This window comes from Chromobacterium phragmitis, assembly GCF_003325475.1.
GTDB lineage: Bacteria > Pseudomonadota > Gammaproteobacteria > Burkholderiales > Chromobacteriaceae > Chromobacterium > Chromobacterium phragmitis.
On record NZ_CP029495.1, the window covers coordinates 734,233 to 757,281 of the forward strand.

Annotated in this window: 24 protein-coding genes; 10 read left to right on the plus strand and 14 right to left on the minus strand. The window is 66.4% G+C overall.

Going from position 1 to position 23,049, the window contains the following annotated elements:
- Nucleotides 1-70: 70 nt before the first annotated feature.
- The gene (locus tag DK842_RS03655; RefSeq protein WP_232538583.1) at nt 71-538 is read left to right on the plus strand and encodes a CreA family protein; all 468 of its coding nucleotides are present in this window, start codon (nt 71-73) and stop codon (nt 536-538) included.
- 47 nt (nt 539-585) lie between these two features.
- On the opposite strand, the gene DK842_RS03660 is transcribed toward DK842_RS03655, so the two are convergent.
- Genes DK842_RS03660 through mltG form a run of 7 tightly spaced genes read right to left on the minus strand, consistent with a single transcriptional unit; the run spans nt 586 to nt 5,639 of the window.
- Nucleotides 586-1,362 carry an MBL fold metallo-hydrolase gene (locus DK842_RS03660; protein ID WP_114060141.1) on the minus strand — a complete coding sequence of 259 codons (777 nt, stop codon included), beginning with the start codon at nt 1,360-1,362 and terminating at the stop codon, nt 586-588.
- Between the two features lie 16 nt (nt 1,363-1,378).
- The gene (locus DK842_RS03665) at nt 1,379-1,762 is read right to left on the minus strand and encodes a hypothetical protein (RefSeq protein WP_114060142.1); all 384 of its coding nucleotides are present in this window, start codon (nt 1,760-1,762) and stop codon (nt 1,379-1,381) included.
- 14 nt (nt 1,763-1,776) lie between these two features.
- On the minus strand, nt 1,777-2,547 hold the full coding sequence (locus DK842_RS03670; RefSeq protein WP_114060143.1) for a TatD family hydrolase: 771 nt from the start codon (nt 2,545-2,547) through the stop codon (nt 1,777-1,779).
- Nucleotides 2,548-2,604: 57 nt separating this feature from the next.
- Complete coding sequence (locus tag DK842_RS03675) at nt 2,605-2,982, minus strand: PilZ domain-containing protein (protein WP_114060144.1); 378 nt, start codon at nt 2,980-2,982, stop codon at nt 2,605-2,607.
- 19 nt (nt 2,983-3,001) lie between these two features.
- Entirely contained in the window at nt 3,002-4,006 is a 1,005-nt protein-coding gene (locus DK842_RS03680) for a DNA polymerase III subunit delta' (RefSeq protein ID WP_114060145.1), read from the minus strand.
- The gene (gene tmk, locus DK842_RS03685) at nt 4,006-4,650 is read right to left on the minus strand and encodes a dTMP kinase (protein WP_114060146.1); all 645 of its coding nucleotides are present in this window, start codon (nt 4,648-4,650) and stop codon (nt 4,006-4,008) included. The genes DK842_RS03680 and tmk overlap by 1 nt, the downstream gene beginning before the upstream one ends.
- Nucleotides 4,647-5,639 (minus strand): endolytic transglycosylase MltG, encoded by a 993-nt coding sequence (mltG, locus tag DK842_RS03690; RefSeq protein WP_114060147.1) that lies wholly within the window; start codon nt 5,637-5,639, stop codon nt 4,647-4,649. Before mltG ends, tmk begins: the two co-directional genes overlap by 4 nt.
- 233 nt (nt 5,640-5,872) lie before the next feature.
- On the opposite strand from mltG, the gene DK842_RS03695 reads away from it, so the two are divergent.
- The 7 genes from DK842_RS03695 (at nt 5,873) to DK842_RS03725 (ending at nt 12,021) form a co-directional block, all read left to right on the plus strand.
- Entirely contained in the window at nt 5,873-6,502 is a 630-nt protein-coding gene (locus tag DK842_RS03695; protein WP_145963963.1) for a hypothetical protein, read from the plus strand.
- 53 nt (nt 6,503-6,555) lie between these two features.
- Nucleotides 6,556-7,284 carry a molybdate ABC transporter substrate-binding protein gene (gene modA / locus DK842_RS03700; RefSeq protein WP_114060149.1) on the plus strand — a complete coding sequence of 243 codons (729 nt, stop codon included), beginning with the start codon at nt 6,556-6,558 and terminating at the stop codon, nt 7,282-7,284.
- On the plus strand, nt 7,281-7,955 hold the full coding sequence (gene modB / locus DK842_RS03705) for a molybdate ABC transporter permease subunit (protein ID WP_114060150.1): 675 nt from the start codon (nt 7,281-7,283) through the stop codon (nt 7,953-7,955). The genes modA and modB overlap by 4 nt, the downstream gene beginning before the upstream one ends.
- Before the next feature lie 40 nt (nt 7,956-7,995).
- Nucleotides 7,996-8,250, plus strand: a complete 255-nt coding sequence (locus DK842_RS03710) for a hypothetical protein (RefSeq protein WP_114060151.1) — start codon at nt 7,996-7,998, stop codon at nt 8,248-8,250.
- 134 nt (nt 8,251-8,384) lie between these two features.
- Nucleotides 8,385-9,914: a flagellar filament capping protein FliD gene (fliD, locus tag DK842_RS03715; protein WP_114060152.1), complete on the plus strand. Its 1,530-nt coding sequence runs from the start codon at nt 8,385-8,387 to the stop codon at nt 9,912-9,914.
- 142 nt (nt 9,915-10,056) lie between these two features.
- Nucleotides 10,057-10,746 (plus strand): FadR/GntR family transcriptional regulator, encoded by a 690-nt coding sequence (locus tag DK842_RS03720; protein WP_114060153.1) that lies wholly within the window; start codon nt 10,057-10,059, stop codon nt 10,744-10,746.
- 9 nt (nt 10,747-10,755) lie between these two features.
- Nucleotides 10,756-12,021, plus strand: coding sequence for a CynX/NimT family MFS transporter (locus DK842_RS03725; RefSeq protein WP_114060154.1), 1,266 nt, complete (start codon nt 10,756-10,758; stop codon nt 12,019-12,021).
- 53 nt (nt 12,022-12,074) lie between these two features.
- Here the strand turns inward: DK842_RS03725 and DK842_RS03730 are convergent, their stop codons facing one another.
- Genes DK842_RS03730 through DK842_RS03740 form a run of 3 tightly spaced genes read right to left on the minus strand, consistent with a single transcriptional unit; the run spans nt 12,075 to nt 15,826 of the window.
- Nucleotides 12,075-12,596, minus strand: coding sequence for a DUF2946 family protein (locus DK842_RS03730; protein ID WP_114060155.1), 522 nt, complete (start codon nt 12,594-12,596; stop codon nt 12,075-12,077).
- A 39-nt stretch (nt 12,597-12,635) separates the two neighbouring features.
- Nucleotides 12,636-15,131 carry an ABC transporter permease gene (locus DK842_RS03735; RefSeq protein ID WP_114060156.1) on the minus strand — a complete coding sequence of 832 codons (2,496 nt, stop codon included), beginning with the start codon at nt 15,129-15,131 and terminating at the stop codon, nt 12,636-12,638.
- Nucleotides 15,128-15,826: an ABC transporter ATP-binding protein gene (locus DK842_RS03740; RefSeq protein WP_114060157.1), complete on the minus strand. Its 699-nt coding sequence runs from the start codon at nt 15,824-15,826 to the stop codon at nt 15,128-15,130. Before DK842_RS03740 ends, DK842_RS03735 begins: the two co-directional genes overlap by 4 nt.
- Here DK842_RS03740 and DK842_RS03745 point away from each other — a divergent pair.
- Nucleotides 15,825-16,421 carry an arylesterase gene (locus tag DK842_RS03745; protein ID WP_232538584.1) on the plus strand — a complete coding sequence of 199 codons (597 nt, stop codon included), beginning with the start codon at nt 15,825-15,827 and terminating at the stop codon, nt 16,419-16,421. The two genes, DK842_RS03740 and DK842_RS03745, sit on opposite strands and share 2 nt — an antisense overlap.
- Nucleotides 16,422-16,549: 128 nt before the next feature.
- Nucleotides 16,550-17,773 carry an MFS transporter gene (locus tag DK842_RS03750; RefSeq protein ID WP_114060158.1) on the plus strand — a complete coding sequence of 408 codons (1,224 nt, stop codon included), beginning with the start codon at nt 16,550-16,552 and terminating at the stop codon, nt 17,771-17,773.
- On the opposite strand, the gene DK842_RS03755 is transcribed toward DK842_RS03750, so the two are convergent.
- The 4 genes from DK842_RS03755 to aspS form a co-directional block, all read right to left on the minus strand.
- Nucleotides 17,770-18,990 carry a GGDEF domain-containing protein gene (locus tag DK842_RS03755; RefSeq protein WP_114060159.1) on the minus strand — a complete coding sequence of 407 codons (1,221 nt, stop codon included), beginning with the start codon at nt 18,988-18,990 and terminating at the stop codon, nt 17,770-17,772. The two genes, DK842_RS03750 and DK842_RS03755, sit on opposite strands and share 4 nt — an antisense overlap.
- The gene (locus DK842_RS03760) at nt 18,987-20,189 is read right to left on the minus strand and encodes a GGDEF domain-containing protein (RefSeq protein ID WP_145963964.1); all 1,203 of its coding nucleotides are present in this window, start codon (nt 20,187-20,189) and stop codon (nt 18,987-18,989) included. Before DK842_RS03760 ends, DK842_RS03755 begins: the two co-directional genes overlap by 4 nt.
- A gap of 118 nt (nt 20,190-20,307) precedes the next feature.
- The gene (locus DK842_RS03765; RefSeq protein WP_114060161.1) at nt 20,308-20,922 is read right to left on the minus strand and encodes a peroxiredoxin; all 615 of its coding nucleotides are present in this window, start codon (nt 20,920-20,922) and stop codon (nt 20,308-20,310) included.
- 292 nt (nt 20,923-21,214) lie between these two features.
- Nucleotides 21,215-23,008, minus strand: coding sequence for an aspartate--tRNA ligase (aspS, locus tag DK842_RS03770; protein WP_114060162.1), 1,794 nt, complete (start codon nt 23,006-23,008; stop codon nt 21,215-21,217).
- Between the last annotated feature and the right edge of the window lie 41 nt (nt 23,009-23,049).

Sequence of the window (23,049 nt, forward strand, 5' to 3'; positions counted from 1 at the left end):
CCAGGCTTGCCTACAATCCTGGCCAGGCGGCCGCGCTCCGCGGCCGCCGCCCGCATGCGGAGAATGCCGGATGAAGATGAAAACAACCGCCCTGCTGCTCGCCTGCCTGTCTTTGCCGGCGCTGGCGGAAGAAGTGGGGGAAGTGTCCACCACGTTCAAGCTGCTCAGCCCCAACGACAAGGTGGTGGTGGAGGCCTTCGACGACCCTTCGGTGCAAGGCGTGGCCTGCTACGTGTCGCGGGCCAAGACCGGCGGCTACAAGGGGGCCCTGGGCTTGGCCAAGGATCCGTCCCGCTTCTCGGTGGCCTGCCGCCAAGTCGGCCCCATCCGCTTCAGCGGCCCCGTTCCGCCTCAAGAGCAGGTATTCAAGGAAGGCGCGTCTTTCGTATTCAAGCACGTGCGGGTGGTGCGCATCGTGGACGCCAAGCGCAATGTGCTGACCTATCTCACCTATTCCGACAAGCTGGTGGACGGCAGCCCCGACAACGCCATCACCGCGGTAGCGGTGCTGGACCAGAAGATTCCGCTGAAAAAGTAGCCATCGCAAGCTATTGATAGTGATCATGTTTTTTAACATGATGACCATCATTCAAACGACAGCGTCGCCCTCCAGCCGTCGTAGCCCACCTCCACGCCTGGCGGGCAGCGCTCGCTCAGCGCGCGGTATTCCAGCTTGTGCGTCATGTGGATCAACACAGTGCGGCGCGCGCCTATCCGCTCCGCCCATGCGAAAGCCTCGTCCACTGACAGATGCGAGGGATAGGGATCATCGTTCAGGCAATCGAGAAACAACAGCTCCAGCCCCTCGAGCAAGGGCAGGCTGTCGTCCGGAATTTTCGACAGGTCGGTCAGCCAGGCCATGCTCCCTATCCGCCACCCAAGGCAAGGCCAGCTGCCATGCAGCAAGGGAATGGGGGTCAAGGCCACGCCCTGGTGCAGGAAAGGCGCGCTCACCGTTTCAGGCAGCAGCACCGGCTTGTCCCACATCTTGGACGGCGGCAGCAGCGCGTAGCCAAAGCGCTCGCGGATATTGGAGATGGTAAACTCGTTGCCGTACAGCGAAATCGGCCCCTTTTTCAGGTAACAGAAGGCGCGCAGATCGTCGATGCCGTTCAGGTGGTCGGCATGCGGGTGGGTGTACAGCACCGCGTCCAGCTGGCGCACGCCCTCCCGCAGCGCCTGCTGGCGCAGGTCGGGCCCGGTGTCGATCAGAAAACCGAGCTCGCCGACGCGCACATAGGCGCTGGCGCGGGTGCGCTTGTTGCGGACGTCGTCCGATTGGCAAGTGGGGCAGCCGCAGCCTATCGCCGGCGTGCCGGAGCTGGAACCGCAGCCCAGAATGGTGACTTCTAAAGCGCTCACGACACTCCTCGCTTGATCACTGGCACAGCTGCGCCCGCGCCGCCGGCGTCGCCGTCGAACCGCCGGCGCAAACCGGCTGGCCGCCAGGGCCTATCTCGCAGCCGCCGCCTGGCGCGGCCGCGCAATGCGGCGCGCCATCCGGCCCCAACACGCACAGTCCCGGCCCGGCATAAAAACTGCCGCGGGCGCGGATGACCCCGCCGCCGGGATAAGGCGAGCAAAACAGATTGCCGAACTCATCGGACACGCAGGCGCCCGCGCCGCAATAAGCCTGCCCCTGGTGCACCACCGCCTGGCCGCCCGGCTGCGCGCAATAGCTGCGGCCGTTCAGATTGACGCAGTTGGCGAGAGCCGACGCCCCCCACAGCAGCGAAATCAAGGCGAGGCGAAGCATGCGCATGGCCGGCTCTCCGTTCAGGGTTTCGCCTTGGCGAACAGGCGGAAGAAATTGTCGGTGCTGGCCCGCGCCACTTCATCGAAGGGAATGCCGCGCAGCTGGGCGACGCACTCCGCCACGTGGCGCACATAGGCGGGCTCATTGGTCTTGCCGCGGAACGGCACCGGCGCGAGGTAAGGCGAGTCGGTCTCGACCAGCATGCGCTCCAGCGGCACCTTCTGCGCCACTTCCTGCACCTGCTTGGCGTTCTTGAAAGTCACCACGCCGGAGAAGGAAATGTAGAAACCCAGCGCCAATGCCGCTTCGGCCACCTCCCAGGTTTCAGTGAAGCAATGCATCACGCCGCCGCATTGCTCGGCATGCTCCTCCCGCATGATGCGGATGGTGTCGGCGGCCGACTCCCGGGTGTGGATCACCAGCGGCAGGCCGACGCGCTTGGCGGCGCGGATATGGGTGCGGAACCGCTCATGCTGCCAGGCCAGGTCGCCCTTGCACCAGTGATAATCCAGCCCGGTCTCGCCGATGCCGACCACCCGCGGGTGCGCGGCCAGCTCGACCAGCTCGTCCTCGCTGTACTCCTCGGCCTCCGGGTCGTCGGGATGCACCCCCACCGTCGCGTACAGATTGGGGTGGGTTTCGGCCAGCGCCAACACCTGCGGGTACTTGGGGCGGCTGACGCCTATCACCAGCGCGTGGGTCACCTGGTTCTGGCGCATATTGGCCAGCACATCGGGCATGCGCTCGGCGAGGTCGGGAAAATTGATGTGGCAGTGGGAATCGATCAACATGGTCGGCGGCAGAAAAAACGTGAATCCGGCCGACAGGATATCACGTGCGCCCCGGCCTCACATGGTATGGGTGGGGCGGCTAGAGTTGAGCACGCCGCCCAGCAGCGCCTCGATCTTGTCCTTGGCCTGCTTGCCGGCGTCGCCGGAGACGAATTCCACGCCCACCCCCTGCACCCGGCTGTTGTTGGCCCCGCCCGGCGTGATCCACACCACCTTGGCCTGCACCGCGATGCGCTGCGGGTCTTCCATCAGCGTCAGCAGCAGGAAGACTTCCTCCCCCAGCTGCATTTCCTTGTTGGTGGGAATGAAAATGCCGCCGTTGCGCAGAAAGGGCATGTAGGCGGCGAACAGCGCGCTGCGCTCCTTGATGTGCAGCGACAGCACCCCGGGGCGGTTGGGATTGTTCAAGTCCGGCCGGTTGTTGGCTGCGTCCATGCGAGGCCCTTTATCGCGCTCAGCCGGCCTTGCCGCCGGCGAAGATCTTCAAGTAGTCCATCAACACCGCCTCCAGCTGCAGGCGGTTGTTCAGCGTATGTTGCGAAAACGGCGCCAGCGCGGTCAGCGCCTGCTGGCACGCCATCAGCTGGATGGCGTCGCAGCGCGGCGCCAGCGCGGCCAGCGTCCTTTCCTGATCTGGATAATAGCGAACCCGGCCGGCCAGGCACAGCGCCGCCAAGTCATGCAGCCATTTCTGCAGCCAGGACAACGGCTGCAGCAACGACAGCTGCTTGTTCTTGTCCGCCAGCTCCGCCAGTTGCAGCATGCCGGCGAAACTGGGCTGGCCCAGGCCGCGGACGAACTGGCCTCGCAGCGCGGCGAGCTCGGGGTCGTGATCGAACAAGGGCGCGCCGCCGTTGTGCGCCAGCTCGACCTCGGCATTGGCCACGCCCTGTTCCTGCAACCAAGCCAGGGCGGCGCTCCCGGCCGGCCGGGTCAGCGCGAACTGGCGGCAGCGGCTGCGTATCGTCGGCAGCAGGCGTTGCGGAGAGTGCGACACCAGCAGGAACAGCACCGACTCCGGCGGCTCCTCCAGGATTTTCAGCAAGGCGTTGGCGGCGGCCAGATTGAGGTTCTCGGCCGGCTCCACCAGAATGACCCGCCGGCCGGCGCGGTGAGCGGTCAGATGGGCGAAATCGATCACCTCGCGCACCGCCTCGATCTTGATCTGCGGCAGTTTGCGCGTGGTCTTGGCCTCCTTGCCCTCATCTTCCTCGTCGGCGAACGGCGACAGGCGGCGGAAATCCGGATGAGTGCCGCTGGCGAACCAGCGGCAGCCCTGGCACTGGCCGCAAGGCTGGTGTCCTGCGGCCGGGCTTTCGCACAACAGCGACTGCGCCAGATGCTCGGCGAAGGCCCGCTTGCCGATGCCGGCGCCGCCGGTGAACAGCCAGGCGCCCGGCATCCGCTCGCGCTCGGCGGCAAGCCGCCTCCAGTCCCCGTCCTGCCATGGATACAACATCAGCGGCGCTCCAGCAGGTGTCGCAGGTGGGTTGCGATATCGGCCTGGATCTCGTCGATGCCGCGGCTGGCGTCCAGCACCGCGAAGCGTTGTGGCTCCGCCGCCGCGCGCCGCAGATAGGCGTCGCGCGCGCGCTGATGGAAATCGGCCGCCTCCTGTTCGAAGCGGTCCAGCTGGCGGGTGCCGGACATCCGGCCGGCCGCCACTTCCAGCGGCAAGTCGAACAGCAGGGTCAGATCCGGCTGCAAACCGCGCTGCACCCACTCCTCCAACGCGCGGATGCGCTCGAACGGCACGCCGCGGCCTCCGCCTTGAAACGCGTAAGTGGAGTCGGTGAAGCGGTCGGACACCAGCCAGCGGCCGGCGGCCAGCGCCGGCTCGATCACCTCGGAGATATGCTGTTGGCGGCCGGCGAAGGCGAGCAGCGCCTCGGCATCCAGCGAGACCACGGTGTCCGGGGCCAGCAGCAGTTCGCGTATTTTCTCGCCCAACGGCGTGCCGCCCGGCTCCCGGGTGAACGCGGCATCGACATCGCGATTCGCCAGCCAGTCGCGGATGAAGGCGAGATGGGTGCTCTTGCCTGCGCCGTCGATGCCCTCCAAGGTGATGAAACGGCCGCGTCGGACCTGCTGCGCGCTGCTCATTGCTGGCCTTTCTTCAGAATGTATTTGCGCACCGCCTGGTTGTGCTCGTCCAGGGTGCTGGAAAACTGAGAGCTGCCGTCGCCGCGGGCGACGAAGTACAGCGCGTCGGTTTCGGCCGGCTGGGCCGCCGCGTAGAGCGCGGCCTTGCCCGGCATCGAAATCGGCGTCGGCGTCAGGCCGGCGCGGGTGTAAGTATTGTACGGCGTATCCCGGCGCAGGTCGGCCTTGCCGATGCTGCCCTGGTAACCCTTGCCCATGCCATAGATCACCGAGGGGTCGGTCTGCAGCCGCATGCCCTTCTTCAGCCGGTTGACGAACACGCCCGCCACCATGGGACGGTCGGCCTCGCTGGAGGTTTCCTTCTCGATCAGGCTGGCCATGATCAACAGCTCGTATGGCGTGCGGTAAGGCAGATCGGTCCGCCGCGCGGACCAGGCGGCCTCCAGCTGCTGCGCCATCGTGGTGAAGGCCTGTCGGAACAGATCGATATCGGACGAACCGGGCGTGAACAAATAGGTGCTGGGGAAGAACAGCCCTTCGGGATTGATGCCTGCCAGATCCAGCTTCTCCATCAACGCGGCGTCGCTCATCTTCTGCGAATCGTGCTTGATGTCCGGATTGCGGTCCATCGCCTGCCGCAGCTGGCGGAAGGTCCAGCCTTCGATTGAAGTCAGGCTGGCCTCGTCCGGATGGCCCTGCACCAGCCGGTCCAATACGTCCAGCATCGACTGCCGTCCCTCCAGCCGATACAGGCCGGCCTTGACCTTGCGGTCGGCGCCCGACAGGCGGGACAGCGCCACCATCAGCTGGCTGCTGCGGATCGCACCATCCTTTTCCAAAGCGTGGGCGATCTGCTTCATCGTGCGATTGGGCCCCACCAGCAGCTTGTAGCCGCCGTCCGGCATCGCCACCGGCGACAGCGCGTTCCAGGCCAGCCAAGCCGCCGCGCCCAGCAGCAGCAACAACAGAAGTCGGAAAATCTTCTTCATTTAATGGCTTCGCAAATCCAGATTGATGGCCGCCGCGGCGACGGAAGGCGGAATCATACCAGCAAGCGAGGCTGTCCGACATGACAGCATGCGCCGGCCGCCTGCCGGGTAGTTTGCGCCAAATCAATAGTCATTGGCCGGTTTTTGCCTATTTTTCAGCCTAGATCGCCGGCATGGCGCCGGCTGCTCCTTTTACTTTGCATAAACCAAACGCGGCTTGGGCGAAACTCGCGATGAAACCCTTTTTCAATCTCGGATGCGCATTGGTGGCCTGGAACGAGCTGTGCCGGGTGGCGCGCCGCCGCACTGGCGGCGCTGCCCGGGCTGCCGCGCCCGGCTTCCATCAGGGCCGGCACAGCCGCCAGTTCGTCTACGCCGGATCGCCGCAATTGCTCCATGCTTACCAGGGGCTGCTGCTTGAGCCGCTGTGGCTGCTGGACACACGCCGCGACGGCCGCTGGCAGCTGGTCTCCACCGCCCTTGGCCACAGCCTCAACCTGCGCCTGCAGGCGCTGCTGCGCGCGTGGCTGCCCGCCTTGCCGCAAGCCGCGGAAGCCGGCCCCGGCATCGCCAGGCTGCGGCTGGTGCTGCCGGTTCCCGGCATCGAACCTTCGCCCAGCCCAGGCCGGCCAATCAATAGCCAATCGCCGCTGGTCCAAGGCCTGGCCGCCTATCTGGAGCAGGTGGCCAGCGTGGTGCAGCTGGAAGACTCGATGGACGGCAGGCTGCTGGGCGGCGGCGTCAACCTTCAGTCGCCAGCAGCCGGGCAGGAGCATGACCGCGGCGACGACTGGCAGGATCTGCTGGGTTGCGACTGGCAGCAATTGCTGCAGTTCAAACCGGCGGAGCGGGCGGCTGGCTAGGCTTCTGCGTTTGGCAGCATAATGGCGCATCCCATCCCTCACCGGAGCGCCCCATGCCGCGTCTGCGCCTAGCCCTGCTGTGCCTGATCCTCTCCCCGCTCTCCCTGGCCGACACCGTTCAAGTGGCGGTCGCCAGCAATTTCCAGCAGACGCTGGACAAGATCGCCAAATCCTTCAAGGCCGCCACCGGCCACGACATCAAGGCCAGCGCCGGCGCGTCCGGCAAGCTGGCGGCGCAGATTCGCCAGGGCGCGCCGTTCGAGGTATTCCTCTCCGCCGACGACGAGCGCCCGACCGAATTGGCCAAAGCCGGCTTCGGCCAGGCATCCAGCCAGTTCACCTACGCCTACGGCCAACTCGCGCTATGGAGCAAACAGCGCGACGACGCCGGCGAGGCCGCGCTGCGCCGGGGCGACTTCTCCAAGCTGGCCGTCGCCAATCCGGCCACCGCGCCCTACGGCCGCGCCGCGATGGAAACGCTGGCCGCGCTGAAGCTGGAAACGGCGGTGAAACCCAAGCTGCTGACCGGCGACAATATCGGCCAGGCCATGCAGTTCGCCGATGTCGGCGGCGCCGACTTCGCCTTTGTCGCCTATTCCCAATTGCTGGAGCAAGGCATACACAGCCGCTACTGGCTGGTGCCAGAAAAACTGCATCAGCCGATCCGCCAGGACGCGCTGCTGATCAAGCCCACCCCGGCCGCGACCGCGCTGATGGCCTACCTCAAGGGCGAGCAGGCGCGCGCGCTGATGGCCCAAGCCGGCTACCGCTTCAAGCCGTGAGCGAAGCGGACTGGAGCGCGATCGCGCTGACTCTGCGCCTGGCCGGCATCAGCACCCTGCTGCTGCTGGCGTTATGCATTCCTTGCGCCTGGTGGCTGGCCCACAGCCGCTCGCGCCTGCGCCCCTTCATGGAGGCGGGCGCCATGCTGCCGCTGGTGCTGCCGCCGACGGTGCTGGGCTTCTATCTGCTGCTTGCCTTCGGCCCGCATGGCCCGGTGGGCAAACTGACCGCCTCTCTCGGCCTGCCCGGCCTCGCCTTCACCTTCCCCGGCGTGGTGCTCGCCTCCATCCTCTACTCCCTGCCCTTCGTGCTGCAACCCCTGCTGGCCAGCTTCCGCGCCGTCCGAAAGGAAGAGCTGGAAAGCGCGCTGCTGCTGGGGGCCGGACGATGGCAGCGGATGCGCCACATCATCCTGCCCTCCTGCCGCAGCGGCGTGCTCAGCGCCGCCTGCCTGGGGTTCGCCCATACGGTGGGCGAGTTCGGCGTGGTGCTGATGATAGGCGGCAATATCGACGGCGAAACGCGCGTGATATCGATCGCGCTGTACAATCAGGTAGAGCAGGCCAACTACGGCGCGGCGCACCAGCTGGCGCTGATGTTGCTGCTGTTTTCACTGGCGGCGTTGAGCATCGTTTACTGGCTGAACGCCCGACAAAAACAATCGGAATGACATCCGCCCGCGCCGCGGGCCCACACTGGAGACTTTCACCATGCGCAAACCCCTGCTGCTCGCCGCGCTCGCCCTGTTCAGCGCCAACCTGGCGCTGGCCGACGCCGCCTGCGACGCCAAGGCCGCCGAGAAGAAACTGGCCGGCGCCGCCAAGCAAAGCTTCCTGAAGAAGTGCGAAAAAGACACGGCCGCGGCGCAGAAGACCTGCGACGCCAAAGCCGCCGAGAAAAAGCTGGCCGGCGCCGCCAAGCAGAGCTTCGCCAAAAAATGCGTGAAGGACTCGATGGCCAAGTAAGCCAGCCCCTCCCGCGCAAACGGCATGGATCACCCATGCCGTTTCGTTTTTCCATGGCGAAAAAATCATTGCTTACAATAAGTTGCGCGCAATGATCTACACTCAAACAAGGTGCGACTTGTGAGTGCTGGGCCATGAATTCGCTGTCTGGATACAACCCTGCTTTCTCGTCTTTCGACAGCGTGCTGCCAAACTTGAGCAGTTTATTGTCCAGCGGCCTGCTGCTGGGCTCCTCCACCTCGGCAGCCTCCTCCACCTCGTCCGCCCCGACCGACCCCATCCAGGTGGAGCTTTCCATGCTGGGCCAGCTGATGTCGGTGCTGAACACCTTCCAGAACAGCCTGCAGCAAATCTACGCCCCATCCATCCGCTTCGGCGGCGGCACCGCCAGCAGCAGCAACCCGGCCGTGGCCAGCGTCAGCACCTCGTCCGGCGCGCAAAACGCCAGCTATCTGCTCAATGTGTCGCAACTGGCGCAGGCGCAAAGCGCCGCCAGCAGCTTTTCGCTGTCCGACAGCGGCACTACCGTGGTGGGCAGCGGCAGCCTGACCATCGCCACCGGCAGCTACGCCTATACCAGCCCCACCTCTGCCACCAGCTTCACCTCCACAGGCTCGGTGACGGTCAATATCAGCAATGGCACGCTGTCCAGCATAGCCAGCGCGATCAACGGCGCCGGCGCAGGCGTGGTGGCCAATGTCGTGCAGAACTCGTCCGGCAACTACCAACTGCAGATCAGCCAGGCCAGCACCGGCGCCAGCAACAATTTCCGCATCACCGTCAGCGACAACGACGGCAACAACACCGACCAGAACGGCCTGTCCCGGCTTGCCTTCGATCAGACCCAGGCGGTGGGCAGCGGCCAGAACCTGACCCAGACCCAGGCGGCCCAAAACGCCAGCTACACCGTCAACGGCGCATCCGGCTCCAGCGCCAGCAACTTCGGCATCCAGTTGGGCAGCAGCGTGTCGGCCAACCTGCTAGCCACCGGCAGCAGCAATATCTCGGTCAATGTCGACTTCGGCCAGCTCAACACCAATGCCCAATCGCTGGCCAGCGCGTTCAACACCGCCCAGGGCTCGATCAACGGCCTGCTGGGCAACCAGGTCAGCCGGCGCAACGACCCCATCGCCGCCCAGTTGCCGCAATTGCTGAATCAGCAGGCGCAAAACAGCTACAACAACGGCAGCTCGCTGCTGACCATGCTGAGCCAGATCGGCCTGACCTATCAAAGTCCGTCGCAGTATGGATTGGGGGGCACGCTCAGCCTCAACGTCACTTCGCTGCAAGCCGCCTACAACGGAGACTCCGCCGGCACCGCCAATCTGCTCTACACCGTCGCCCAGTCTCTGAACGCGCTGGCCAACAGCTATACCTCTTACGGCAACGGCACGCTGGTGAACGAGACCAATGCGCTGCAGACCCAGTTGCGCAGCCGCCAACTGGTGACCAACACCAAACCCACGCCCAACACCTTCCCTTACAATCTGCAAAACCTGCTCAGCTATCCCTCGCAGAACTCGATGCTGTCCGCTCAGCAGATCAGCGCGCTGTCGATGTACGCGCTGGTGTACTCCATAGGCGCGCCCTACGCGCTGAACGCCTTGCTGGTAGGCCAGGGGCTAGGCCTGTCGAATAGCAGCGGCTTTTCCGCCACCGCCTGAGCCTCGCACCTCCCATCGGCGGGCATCCGCCATCCCAAGCGCCTTGGTTTGCCCGCCGGCCGGTCTCGATCGTCCTGACTTTGCCTGTATCTTCCTTTGCCGGTACAATTCATCGGATGATTGGATGTTTTGGAGAATCCGCATGAATCCCGCCGCCGCCAAACGCTCTCTGGTGGACATCGCCCTGGAAAGCCTGGGGCAGCAACTCAGCACCGGCCGCTGGCCGGTGGGCTGCCGCATCCCCACCGAGCCGGAACTGGCGGAGGAACTGGGCATCAGCCGCAATACCGTGCGCGAAGCGATCCGGGTATTGCTGTACGCCGGCTTGCTGGAAGTGCGCCAGGGAGACGGCACCTATGTGCGCGCCGTGGTCAATCCCGGCGCGGCGATGCGCGCGATCAGCCGCGCCAGCCTGCGCGAGCACCTGGAGGTGCGCTGCCTGCTGGAGGAAAGCGCGGCCCGGCTGGCCGCCGAGCGCGCGGCCGACGACGACGTCGCCCGCATCGCCGCGGCGCTGGACGGGTTGGCGCCGCGGGAGGGGGAAACGACGGAGGACTACGCGCGGCGGGACCTCGTCTTCCACCTGTCCATCGCCGACGCTTGCGGCAATCAGGCGCTGGCAGGGCTCTACCGCTATTTTTCCGACGCGGTGCGACAAAGCGTGCAGGACTCCATCCGCGACGAGGCGCTGCCCGACCCCGGCTACGAGGCGCACGCCGCCATCTTCGAATCCATCCGTCAGCGCCAACCCGACGCCGCCGGCCAGGCCGCCGCCGCGATCACCCGGCCGCTGCTGGCCGCGCTGGATCGCCTGCTGGATAAACAACAATAAGGAAACGCCATGAGAGAAGAAAGCCCTGGCCGGCAAGCGATTGCCGACGAGCTATTGATAAACGACGACATGCCGGCCGCCGCCGCGCCCGCCAATCGCAACCGCGCGCTGCTGTTGCTGCTGGGCCTGGTGCTGGTGGGGCTGAACCTGCGGCCCGCGCTGTCCAGCCTGGCCCCGGTGCTGGCCATGGTCAGCGCCGACAGCGGCTTGAGCCCCGCGCTGTCCGGCCTGCTGACCACGCTGCCGGTAGCCTGCTTGGGCATTTTCGGCCCGCTGGCGCCGCATCTGGCGCGCCGCCTGGGCAGCGAAAAAACCATCGCGCTGGTGCTGGTGGCGCTGGCCGCAGGCATCTTGCTGCGCACCCAGTTGGGCCTGTTCGGACTATTCGCCGGCTCGGCGCTCGCCGGCGCCGCCATCGGCGTGATCGGCGTGCTGCTGCCCGGCATCGTCAAACGCGATTTCGCCAACCGCGCCGGCCTGATGACCGGCGTCTACACCATGGCGCTGTGCCTGGGCGCGGCGCTGGCCGCCGGCTTCACCGTGCCCGCGGCCGAGCATTTCGGCCACGACTGGCGGCCAGCGCTGGCGCTGTGGGCGCTGCCGGCGATTCTGGCGCTGGCGGTATGGTGGCCGCAATTGAACACCCGGCATGCCGCCGGCCAAGGCCAATGGCGCGTCCAGGGCATCTTGCGCGACCCGTTGGCCTGGCAGGTGACGCTGTTCATGGGCCTGCAATCGTCGCTGGCCTACATCGTGTTCGGCTGGCTGCCGTCCATCCTGATGGATAGAGGCCTGACCGCGATGCAGGGCGGGCTGATGCTGTCGCTGTCCACCATGGTGCAGGTGCCGGCCTCCTTGCTGGTGCCGATGCTGGCCCACCGTTGCCGCAACCAGCGCCCGCCCATCGTCGTCACGCTGCTGATGGTGATCGCCGGCCTGCTGGGCATGCTGTACGCGCCCACCGACAGCCTGATCCTGTGGGCGGCGCTGCTGGGCTTCGGCCAAGGCGGCCTGTTCAGCACCGCGCTGAGCCTGTTGGCTCATCGCTCGCCGGATCAGCACGTGGCCGCCCATCTATCGGGCATGGCCCAAGGCATAGGCTATATGCTGGCTTCCATGGGCCCATTCGCCGTCGGCCTGATCCGCGGTCACAGCCATGAGACCTGGCCGCTGGCGCTGCTGTTCAGCCTGATCGCCGCCGCCGCCTTCTGCGTCGGCATGCTGGCCGGCCGCAAGCGGCTGGTGGGCGTCAGAGCCGAACCCATCCTGCCCTGATCCCCGACAAAAAGCCCGCCATCCAGGCGGGCTTTGTCGTTCCGGCATATCCGCTAACGCGGCCTGGCGACAATGCCATAGCGGGCGTGCAGGGCCGCCAGCGTCTCGCCGGCCAACGGCAGCCGGGCGCCGCCCAGCGCCAGCGCCTCCGGCAGAACCGCCGCGTCGCCGTCCCAGTCCGGCAGCGCCTCCTCCAGCACCGCGACCAGGTCGCGGTCGTCCACCGCCGCCAGCTCCCCCCCTATTTCCAGCAACAGCATGCCGTCCGGCGTCAGCCAGGCCGCCCTCGCCGGCGCGTCGTCGTCGTAAGGCACCGTGCTCCAGCCCTTGGGCGTGCGGCGGGCCACCAGCGGAGCGGCGTCCAGCTGCACATACACTTTCTGCGGACCGTTCTGCACATAGCAGCGGCCCTGGCCGTCGCGGCTGTAATTTCGGTTGAAGAAATCCACCATGCCTTCATGCTGCAGTCTGGCGTCCTTGATCCACCACTGGCCGCGCGCGTCCAGGCGCAGCCAGCCGAACACCGCCGGCACGTTCGGCCATTTGGCCAGCGCCGCCAACACCATTTCGTCCATCGCTTCTCCTTCCGCGGGTTCGTCCCGCTTGTCCCGCCGCTAGCCTATGGCGCGCAGCACCGTCAGCGGCGGCGTTCTCGTCACCTTGCCCACCAGCGGCCAGCCCGCCAGCGTCACCACCAATACGCCCGCCCCCATGCCCAGCGGCGGCAGCCACCAGTTGAGCAGCAAAGGCAGCGAAAACAGCTTCACCGCCGCCAGCGCGCCGATTCCCATCGCGCCCAGCGCCGCCAGCAGGCCAGCCACCGCGCCCAGCCACACCAGCTCGGCCAGCACCACGCTGCGCACCTGTTTGCGCGACGCGCCCAGCGCCCGCATCAACCCTACGTCGGCCAGCCGTTCGTCGCGAGTGGCCGCCAGCGATGCCCACAACACCAGCACGCCGGCTGCCAGCGCCAACAAGAACATCGCCTCGATCGCGCGCGACAGCTTGTCCACCATCGCCCTCACCTCGGCCAGGATGCTGCCCACATCGATCACCGTGATGTTGGGAAAACGCTCCACCAGCTGGTTGGCGAAGTCCTCGTCCGCCGGCTCCAGCCGGAAGCTGGTGATCCAGCTGGCCGGCTGCCGTCCGAACTGGCCGGGCGTGCCGATGACGAAGAAATTGACGCGGAAGCTGTCCCATGGCACTTCGCGCAGGCTGGTCACCTTGGCGCGGTAAGTGGCGCCGGCCAGATCGAAGGCCAGCGTGTCGCCCAGCTTGATGCCCAGCAGCTTGGCCAGTCCCTTCTCCACCGAAAACTGCGGCTTCGCCCGCTTGTCCGCGTCCCACCACTTGCCGGCCGCCAGCTGGTTGCCCGGCGGCGGATCGGCGCGCCATGACAGATTGAACTCGCGCTCCGCCAGCCGCCGCGCCTGCTCGTCGTCATAGCTTGCCGGACGCACCGGCTGCTCGTTGATGGCGATCAGCCGCGCCCGCGCCATCGGCGCAAGCTCGGGCTGCGGCCGTCCCGTCGCCGCGAAGGCGTCGCGCACGGCATCCAGCTGATTGCCCTGAATATTGATCACGAACTTATTGGGCGCGTCGGCCGGCACGCTGCGCTGCCAGGCGCCGATCAGATCGTCGCGCACCACGGTCAGCGTCAATAGCGCCATCAGCCCCACCGACAGCGAGGCGATCTGCAGCACCGCGAGCCAGCGCCGCCGCGCCAGATTGGCGATGCCGAAGCGCCAGCCCACCTTGCCGCCGCGCGGCAGGCGGCGCATCAGCAACACCAGCCCCAACGCCAAGGCGCCGGATACCGCGAGAAAACCCAGCATCGAAACCAGCAGCCAGCCCGCCAGCGACCACTCGCCCACCTGCCACGAAGCCAGTCCCAGCAGCGTGGCCAGCGCCAACGCCGGCGCGATCACGCCTTGGCGCGTCGGCGGCAGCTCGTTGCGCAACACCGCCGCCGGCGACACGTCGCGGATGGCCATCAAGGGCGGCAGCGCCAGGCCGGCCAGCAGCAGTTGCGCCGCCAGCGGGCCGATCAGCCACGGCTGCCAGCCTGGATCGGGCAGAATCTCGCCGACATAGCCGCTGAACAGCCGCATCAGCCCCAGTTGCACGCCGAAACCGGCCAGCGTGCCGAGCAGGCCGGCCAACAGCCCCACCAGCGCGAACAGGCCGACGAACAGCCCCCATACCTCGCCGGAGCCCAGCCCCAGGCAGCGCAGCACCGCCACCTGCTGCCAATGGCGCTGCAGGTAGCGCCGCACCACCAGCGCCACCGCCGACGCGGCCAGCGCCACGGTCAGCATCGCGGTCAGGCCGAGGAAGCGCCGCGCGCGCTCTAGCCCGGTGCGGATCTCCGGCCGCATCTCCTCCACATTTTCCAGCCGCGAGCCCTTGGGCGTGTGCGTCCGCAGCCAGCCGCGGAAATCGGCGACCTGGCGGTCCTCGCCGGCGAACAGCAAGCGCCAACGGATGCGGCTGCCCTCCTGCACCAGGCCGGTGGCCGGCAAATCGGCGCTGTTGAACATCAGCCGCGGCACGAAATTGTAGATGTCCATGCTGCCGTCCGGCTCGCGCACGATGACGCCGTCCAGCTTCAACTGGACGTTGCCGACGCCGATCTCGTCCCCCAGCTTCAGCTTGAGCCTGCTGATCAGCCTGGCGTCGGCCCAGGCGGTGCCGGGCGCCGGCTGCAGGCGGCCGCTCTGTTCGACCCCGTCGGCTCGCCGCACCGCGGTTTCGCCGCGCAGCGGATAGCCGGCGCTCACCGCCTTGTATTGCGCCAGCGTCGCCTGGCCGCCGGCGAACACCATGGAGGGAAAGGTGATGTTGTCAGCGGTCTGCAGGCCGCGCCGCTTCGCCTCGGCCCGCACCGCGTCCGGCGCCGCCGCGTTGCCGGACAGCACCAGATCGGCCGCCAGCAGCTGGGTGGCCTGGGTGGTCAGCGCCTTTTCCACCCGGTCGGAAAAAAAGGCGACGCTGCTCATCGCCGCCACCGCCAGCGACAAGGCCAGGCCGAGAATCGTCAGTTCGCCCGCCGCCAGCTCGCGGCGGATGAAGCGGCTGACGAATCCCAAACGTCCGGATACGGTCATTCCGCGCGCGCTCCGTTCAGCTTGCCGTCCACCAGCCGGTAGATGGCGTCGCAACGGCTGGCCAGCTCGTTGTCGTGGGTGACCAGCACCAGCGCCGTGCCTTGCTCCGCGTTGAGCTGGAACAGCAAGTCTATGATTTGGCGGCCGGTGTGCGGATCCAGGTTGCCGGTGGGCTCATCGGCGAACAGCAGGCCCGGATGGATGACGAAGGCGCGCGCCAGCGCCACCCGCTGCTGCTCGCCGCCGGACAGATGGCGCGGATAATGGCCCAGCCGCGCCGCCAGCCCCACCCGCTCCAGCATCTTCCTCGCCGCCTCGCGCGCGTCGTTGCGCCCGGCCAGCTCCAGTGGCAGCATGACGTTCTCCTGCGCGGTCAGTTGCGGCAACAGCTGAAAGTTCTGGAAAACAAATCCCACCTTGTCGCGTCTAAGCAAGGCGCGCGCGTCCTCGCTGAGCCGCGACAGCGGCTTGCCGAACAGCGCCACCTCGCCGTCGCTGGGATGGTCGAGCCCGGCCAGCAGCGACAACAACGTGGACTTGCCCGAACCCGAAGTGCCGACGATGGCCACGCTCTCGCCCGGATACAGCGTCAGCGAGGCGCTGCGCAGGATATGCAGCACGTCGCCGCGGAAATGCACTTGTTTCGCCAACTCGCTGGCGGCCAACACCGCCTTCTTTATTTCAGGATGGTTCATGCGCTCTATCGTCTGCAAAATGCTGTTCCCCTTGTTGCTGCTGTGGCAGTTGCCCGCCGTCGGCGCCACCGTTCTGGTATTCGGCGACAGCCTGTCCGCCGGCTACGGCCTGGCGCCGGATCAGGGCTGGGTGACGCTGCTTGCCCGCGAACTGGCGCCGCGCCACAGGGTGGTCAACGCCAGCGTTTCCGGCGAAACCAGCGCCGGCGGCCTGTCGCGGCTGCCCGACGCGCTCGCGCGCCACAAGCCCGACGTGCTGGTGCTGGAGCTGGGCGCCAACGACGGCCTGCGCGGCCTGCCGGTGGCGGAAATGCGACGCAACCTGCAGCGGATGATAGACCTGGCCCAGGCCAGCCGAGCCAAGGTGCTGCTGGTGGGCATGGCGCTGCCACCCAACTATGGCCCCCGCTACGGCGCCGAGTTCCGCGCCGTTTATGACGATTTGGCCCGACGCAACCGCCTGGCCTACCTGCCCTTGCTGGTCGAGGGCTTCGCCGGCGACCTGAGCGCCTTCCAGCCGGACGGCCTGCATCCCCGCGCGGAGAAGCAGGCCACCATGATGCGCGCGGTCAAGGCAAAACTGCCAGTGAAATAATGCAACAAAACAGTTGACTATTAATTGTCAGGAATAGAAGAATAAGCGGATCGCATAATCATACCGCAGTCCGCCCGCCCGCGTTTCATCGCCGCGCTGAAACCGGGCCCGGCGGCCGCCGCCGCGCCATGCCCCAAACACCTTTGCTCCGCCGCCTCGCCGGCCCCTATCGCGGCCTGCCGCCCAGCGTCTACATCCAGGTCGTCTGCAGCTTCATCAACAATGTCGGCGGCATTTCCAAACTGTTCCTGCCGCTTTATCTGCGCGAAAACTACCAGCTGCCCTACAACCAGATCGGCCTGCTGATGGCTTTCTACGGCGCGGGCATGCTGGCCGGCTCGCTGAAGGGCGGCAGCCTGACCGACCGCTTCGACAGCCGCGCGCTGGCGGTACTGTCTCTGGCGCTGTCTGGAATGTGCATGGCCTTGCTGGCGCTGCAGATTCCGGTATGGCTGTTCATGCCGCTCTTGGTGCTGTCCGGGCTGGCTGACGGCGGCTTCCGCCCCGTCAACCAGCGGTTGGCGCTGGAGCCTTGCACGCCGCAACAGCGGCCGGTGGCCCAGGGCATGATGCGAGTGGCGTTCAATCTGGGCGTCGCCATCGCCGGCATCACCAGCGGCTTTCTCGCCGCCTACGGCTATCAATGGGTGTACGCGGCCAACGCCGCCGGCACGTTGCTGGGCGCGGTCTGGATGGCGTGGTCTTACAGCCGCCGCCGGGAAAGCACCCGGCCGCGGCAGCGCCCGGAGGAAAGCGAGGCCGAGCTGGATGGTCCCTGGCGCGACGCCAGCTTTCTGCGCAGCATTCTGGCGCTGGTGCTGATCACGCTGGCTTTCGATCAGATGTACGTGACGCTGGCGCTGTTCCTGCGCGAGCATTACCAGCTGGGACCAGAGTGGGTGGGCTATCTGTTCACCCTCAACGGCCTGATGGTGGTGGCGCTGCAGATCCCGATCAGCCGCCGCATCCTGCGCTGGGGCCTGGCGCGCAGCACCCAGCTGGGCGTGCTGCTGACCGGTTGCTCATTCCTGTGGCTGAACGCCGGCCACGGCGCGGCCTGGGCGGTGCTGATGATGGTGACGCTGACCTTCGGCGAGCTGCTGCTGTCCCCCTGCTACGCGCAACTGGTGATGCATCGCTCCGAGGGCAGGCTGCGCGGCAGCTATCTGGGGCTCTACAACGCGGCCTGGAACGGCCGCACGTTGGTGGCGCCGGCGCTGGGCACCGCGCTGTACGGCCAATTGGGCGGCGCCGCGCTGTGGTGGCTGTGCGCGCTGGCCGCCTGCCTGAGCGTGGCCATCCAGCACGGCGCGCTGAAAGCCATGCTGGCGCCCGCCGCGGAAGCTGGCTAGCCGCGCTCGGCGTCGTCGGCCAGGCGGACGCGGTTGCGGCCGCCTTGCTTGGCCCGATACAGCGCGACGTCGGCGCGCTTCAAGCATTGCCGCACCGGCTCCCCTGGCCGGCAGCCGGCCACGCCTATCGACACCGTCTGCACCTTGCCCACCGGCAGCCCCTCCAGGCTGGTGGTGCACAGCAGGGTCCGCGCCTCCTCCATCAGGCTGAGCAGGGCCATGCCCTCCATCTCCGGTGCCAGCACCGCGAACTCCTCGCCGCCGTAACGCGCCAGCACCGCCCCTTCCGGCAACAGGCTTTCGAACAGCCGCGCCGCCTGGCACAACAGGCGGTCGCCCACTTGATGGCCGTAGTTGTCGTTCACCTGCTTGAAATGGTCCAGATCCAGCATCGCCAGCGACCAGGGCCGGTCGCTGAGCAAGCTGGCTTCCGCGCAGCGGTCCAGCCGCTCTCTCAGCGCGCGCTGGTTGTAGCAGCCGGTCAGCGCGTCGCTCTCCGCCAGCCGCCGCATCTGGCGCAAGGCGCTCTGCAATACCTGCTGCCGCTCCTCCAGCAACGCCTTCTTCGCCATGCTCTCGCGATGCAGCGCCCGCACCGAGGCCAGCATGGCCTCGTTGCGCTCGCTCAGGGTGGCGGTGTCCTGCAGCTGGCGATTGAAGCTCTGCAGGAACTCCCACTGCACCAGGATGTAGATCGCGCAGCCGATCAGGATAGCCAGATACAGGCTGCCGCCCTCCTGATGCAGCCGGTACAGCGGATACGCCCAGTAGCCGACGATGTAGCCGCGCTGCAAATCGCGGCAAGGCGCCAGCAACAGGCAAACCAGCGCGAACGCGCCCACCAGCCACATGATGGTCACCAGCCGGTACGGCCCCTCCGCGTCGGGCAGCATCAGCCACATCATCGACGCCCAGGCCAGGCTGCTGGCCAGCATCGCTTCCCGCAGCGGCAGATAGCGCGCCCGCGTCTGCCACAGCGACTGGGGCGTGCGGCCGAAGCTGGCGCTCAGCGCCGCCAGCCACAGCTCCACCGCCAGAAAGACGGCCGCCCAGGCCGCCCCCCGCCACAGCGGCACCTGCGGGTGCATCAGCCACACGAAAAAGGGGATGGCGACGAAGGCGTGCCAGACGGACAGGCGCAGCATGCCCGCCATTTCCCGCGCCAGTTCGGCCTCCTGGCGGCCGAAGGGCGGAAGCGCACGCTCGGCCGGCCTCATGTCGCCTCCCGCTCCGGGCAAACCCGGTTGCGCCCCTGCGCCTTGGCCACGTACAGCGCGCGGTCGGCCCGCTGCAGCATGCCGTTCAGGTCCGAGCCCGGCCGCCAGCTGGACACGCCGCAGGAAATGGTCACCGACAGCTCGCCGACCAGATCGGACCAGCCATGGTCGGCGACATCGGCGCGCAAGGCGTTCATGCGCTGGAAATGCACGCCGCCGTTACAGTCCGGCGCCACCAGCAGGAATTCCTCCCCGCCGTAACGGCCGAACACCTCGCCGTGGCCCAGCCGCGACTCGACCAGCCGGCACAGCCTCTGCAGCACCTCGTCGCCTGCCGGATGGCCGCAATCGTCGTTGATGCGCTTGAAGTGATCCAGATCGATGATGGCCAGCGCGAACGGCGAGCCCTCGTCCTCAGCGCGCCGCTGCAGCCGCTCCAGCTCAGGCATCACCGCGCGCATGTTCAACACCCCGGTCAGCGGATCGCGCACCGCCAGCTCGCGTATGCGCAGCAAGGTGGCGTCCAGCTCGGCGTTCTGCGCCTCCAGCCGGACGCTGCAATCGTCGAGCACCGCCTGCTCCTCCCCCAGGCGCTGGGACAACAACTGGTTGTCCACCCGCCGCCGGATCGACTCCATCAGAAAGCGGTGCAGCCTGGAGGTGAACTGGAGCAGCACCGCGATGAAGATCAAGGCCGACAAGCCGATCCAATGCAGCAGCGGCTCGCGCGACAGGAACAGCCGCGACAGCAGCGCCGCCCAGAGCAGCCCCTCGAACAAGTAGAACAGCCCGCGCCGCCCGGCCAGCAACGCGCCCTGCACCGCGCTGATCGCCAGCATCCACAGCACGACCACCAGCGCGTAAGTGACGCCGTCGTCGCGCATCAGCAGCCAGGCAGAGCCGCCCCAGCCCAGGCCGGTGGCGAACAGGCTGAGGCTGAAGCAGCGATACAGGAAATCCACCTGGGGATCGTCGTCGTCGCGGCAATGGCAAGCGAATACGGCGACCAGATACTCCAGCGCCAGCAATGGATAGATCAACATGCCCCAACGCAGCACGCCCGTCGTCGGCGCGTGGCCCCATTGCAATGCCAGCAACACCAGCACGCCGGGAAAGGCATAGGGCAGGCACTCGCTGGAGGCGCGCATCGCCTGCAGCCTGGACACCCGCTCTATCATCCGCTGCCTGCTCGCTTGCACCGCCCCCTCCCCTGGCTATCGCTCCCTGTATTTATAGGGGATGCCCCGAACCGATAAAACAAAGCCCCGCCGGCTTGCGCGGGCGGGGCGTCGGATGGAATCCTGACTCAGCAGCGGATTACAGGTCCTTGGCGTTCTCGGCCAGGTAGGAAGCCACGCCTTCAGCGGACGGCTTCATGCCCTTCTTGCCCTTGTTCCAGCCAGCCGGGCATACTTCGCCGTGCTCTTCGGTGAATTGCAGCGCGTCGACCATGCGCAGCATTTCGTCGACGTTGCGGCCCAGCGGCAGGTTGTTCACCACTTGGTGCTGCACCACGCCGGACTTGTCGATCAGGAAGGAACCGCGGAAAGCCACGCCGCCATCGGCTTCAACATCGTAGGCCTTGCACAGTTCGTGCTGGATGTCGGCCACCAGGGTGTAGCCCACTTGGCCGATGCCGCCCTTTTCCACCGGGGTGTTGCGCCATGCGGCGTGGGTGAACTGGCTGTCGATGGACACGCCGATCACTTCCACGTTCTTGGCTTTGAACTCGGCCAGGCGATGGTCGAAGGCGATCAGCTCGGACGGGCAGACGAAGGTGAAGTCCAGCGGATAGAAGAACACCACGGCGTACTTGCCGGCGGTGGCTTGCTTGAAGGAGTAGTTGTCTACGATCTCGCCATTGCCCAGCACAGCGGAGAAAGTCTTTTCACCAGCGAAGAACGGGGCTTGCTTGCCAACGAGTACGGCCATTTGGATCTCCTTAAAGGTCTTGATATGACAGCGTTTCCCTGATCGGGCATCGGGAAACGCCGCGGATTGCGGAGCTTTATAAAACACTGCGTCCGGACCCGGCAAATTGTAAATCGATATCATTGCGATAAAGTTTTGCAATCGGCCGCGCGGACATCGCCCCGGCGGCGCGGGGACTATCCAATCAGATGGGGATGGCCGGCCGAAGTTTCAAGCCGACGGCCGTCGGCAGGGCCAGCGCGAAAAAAAACGGACAGCCAGCTGTCCGTTTTCTCTATGCGATCCGGAGGGATCAGGCAGTCGGCTCGGCCTTCTGGCGCAGACGCAGGTTCAGCTCGCGCAGCTGCTTGTCGTCCACCGCGTTCGGGGCGTTGGTCAGCAGGCACTGGGCGCGCTGGGTCTTGGGGAAGGCGATCACGTCGCGGATGGACTCCGCGCCGCACATCAGCGTCACCAGGCGATCCAGACCGAAAGCCAGACCGCCGTGCGGCGGCGCGCCGAACTTCAGGTTGTCCAGCAGGAAGCCGAACTTGTTCTGCTGCTCTTCCGGGCTGATCTTCAGCGCGCCGAACACCTTCTCTTGAATGTCGGCGCGGTGGATACGGATGGAGCCGCCGCCGATTTCCCAACCGTTCAGCACCATGTCGTAGGCGCGGGCCAGGCAGGCGCCCGGATCGGTGGCCATCAGGTCCTCGTGGCCCGGCTTCGGGCTGGTGAACGGATGGTGGCAGGCGGTCCAGCGGTCGGCTTCCTCGTCATGCTCGAACATCGGGAAGTCCACCACCCACAGCGGACGCCATTCGCGCACAAAGTAGCCATCCTTCTCGCCGCGTTCGTGGCCGATCTTGATGCGCAGCGCGCCGATCGCCTCGTTCACCACCTTGGCCTTGTCGGCGCCGAAGAAGATGATGTCGCCGTTTTGCGCGCCGGTGCGCTCGATGATGGCCTTGATGCCGTCGGCGGACAGGAACTTCACGATGGGCGACTGCAGACCCTCTTCGTTCAGCTTGGTCGCGTCGTTGACCTTGATGTAGGCCAGGCCCTTGGCGCCGTAGATGGAGACGAACTGGGTGTAGTCGTCGATTTCCTTGCGGCTGATGCCGGCGCCGTTCGGCACGCGCAGGGCCACCACGCGGCCACCCGCCATGTCGGCGGCGCCGCGGAACACCTTGAACTCTTCCGACTTCATCACGTCGGTCAGTTCTGTGAATTTCAGGCTGACGCGCATGTCCGGCTTGTCGGAGCCGTAGTAGAACATGGCGTCAGCGTAGGTCATGCGCGGGAAGGTCGGCAGCGTCACGCCCAGCACGTCGCTGAAGATCTCCTTCGTCATGTTCTCGGTGATGTCCATGATCTGGTCCTCGTTCAGGAACGAGGTCTCGATATCGATCTGGGTGAATTCAGGCTGGCGGTCGGCGCGCAGGTCTTCGTCGCGGAAGCACTTGGTGATCTGGTAGTAGCGGTCGAAGCCGGCCACCATCAACAGCTGCTTGAACAGCTGCGGCGATTGCGGCAGCGCGAAGAACTCGCCCGGATGCACGCGGGACGGCACCAGGTAGTCGCGAGCGCCTTCCGGGGTGGAGCGGGTCAGCATCGGGGTTTCGATGTCGAGGAAACCCTGCTTGTCCAGGTGGTTGCGCACGCCCATGGCCACTTTGTAGCGCAGGCGCAGGTTCTTCTGCATCGCCGGGCGGCGCAGGTCGATCACGCGGTTGGTCAGACGGACGTTTTCCGACAGGTTCTCGTCGTCGATCTGGAACGGCGGCGTGGCCGCGGCGTTCAGGATTTCGATTTCCTTGGCCAGGATTTCGATCTCGCCGGAGATCATCTTGCTGTTGGCGGTGCCGGCCGGGCGCTCGCGCACGATGCCGCTGATGGACAGCACATACTCGCCGCGGCTGCTGTCAGCCAGCTTGAACGCTTCCGGGGTGTCCGGATCGATCACTACCTGCACCAGGCCTTCGCGGTCGCGCAGGTCGATGAAGATCACGCCGCCATGGTCGCGGCGGCGATGGGCCCAGCCTTTGACGGTCACGGTTTGACCGAGGTATTTCTTGTCGATGAGTCCGCAATAATCGGTGCGCATTGGGTAAAACCTTTTTGATTGAATTCTTCGAAATTCCCGCA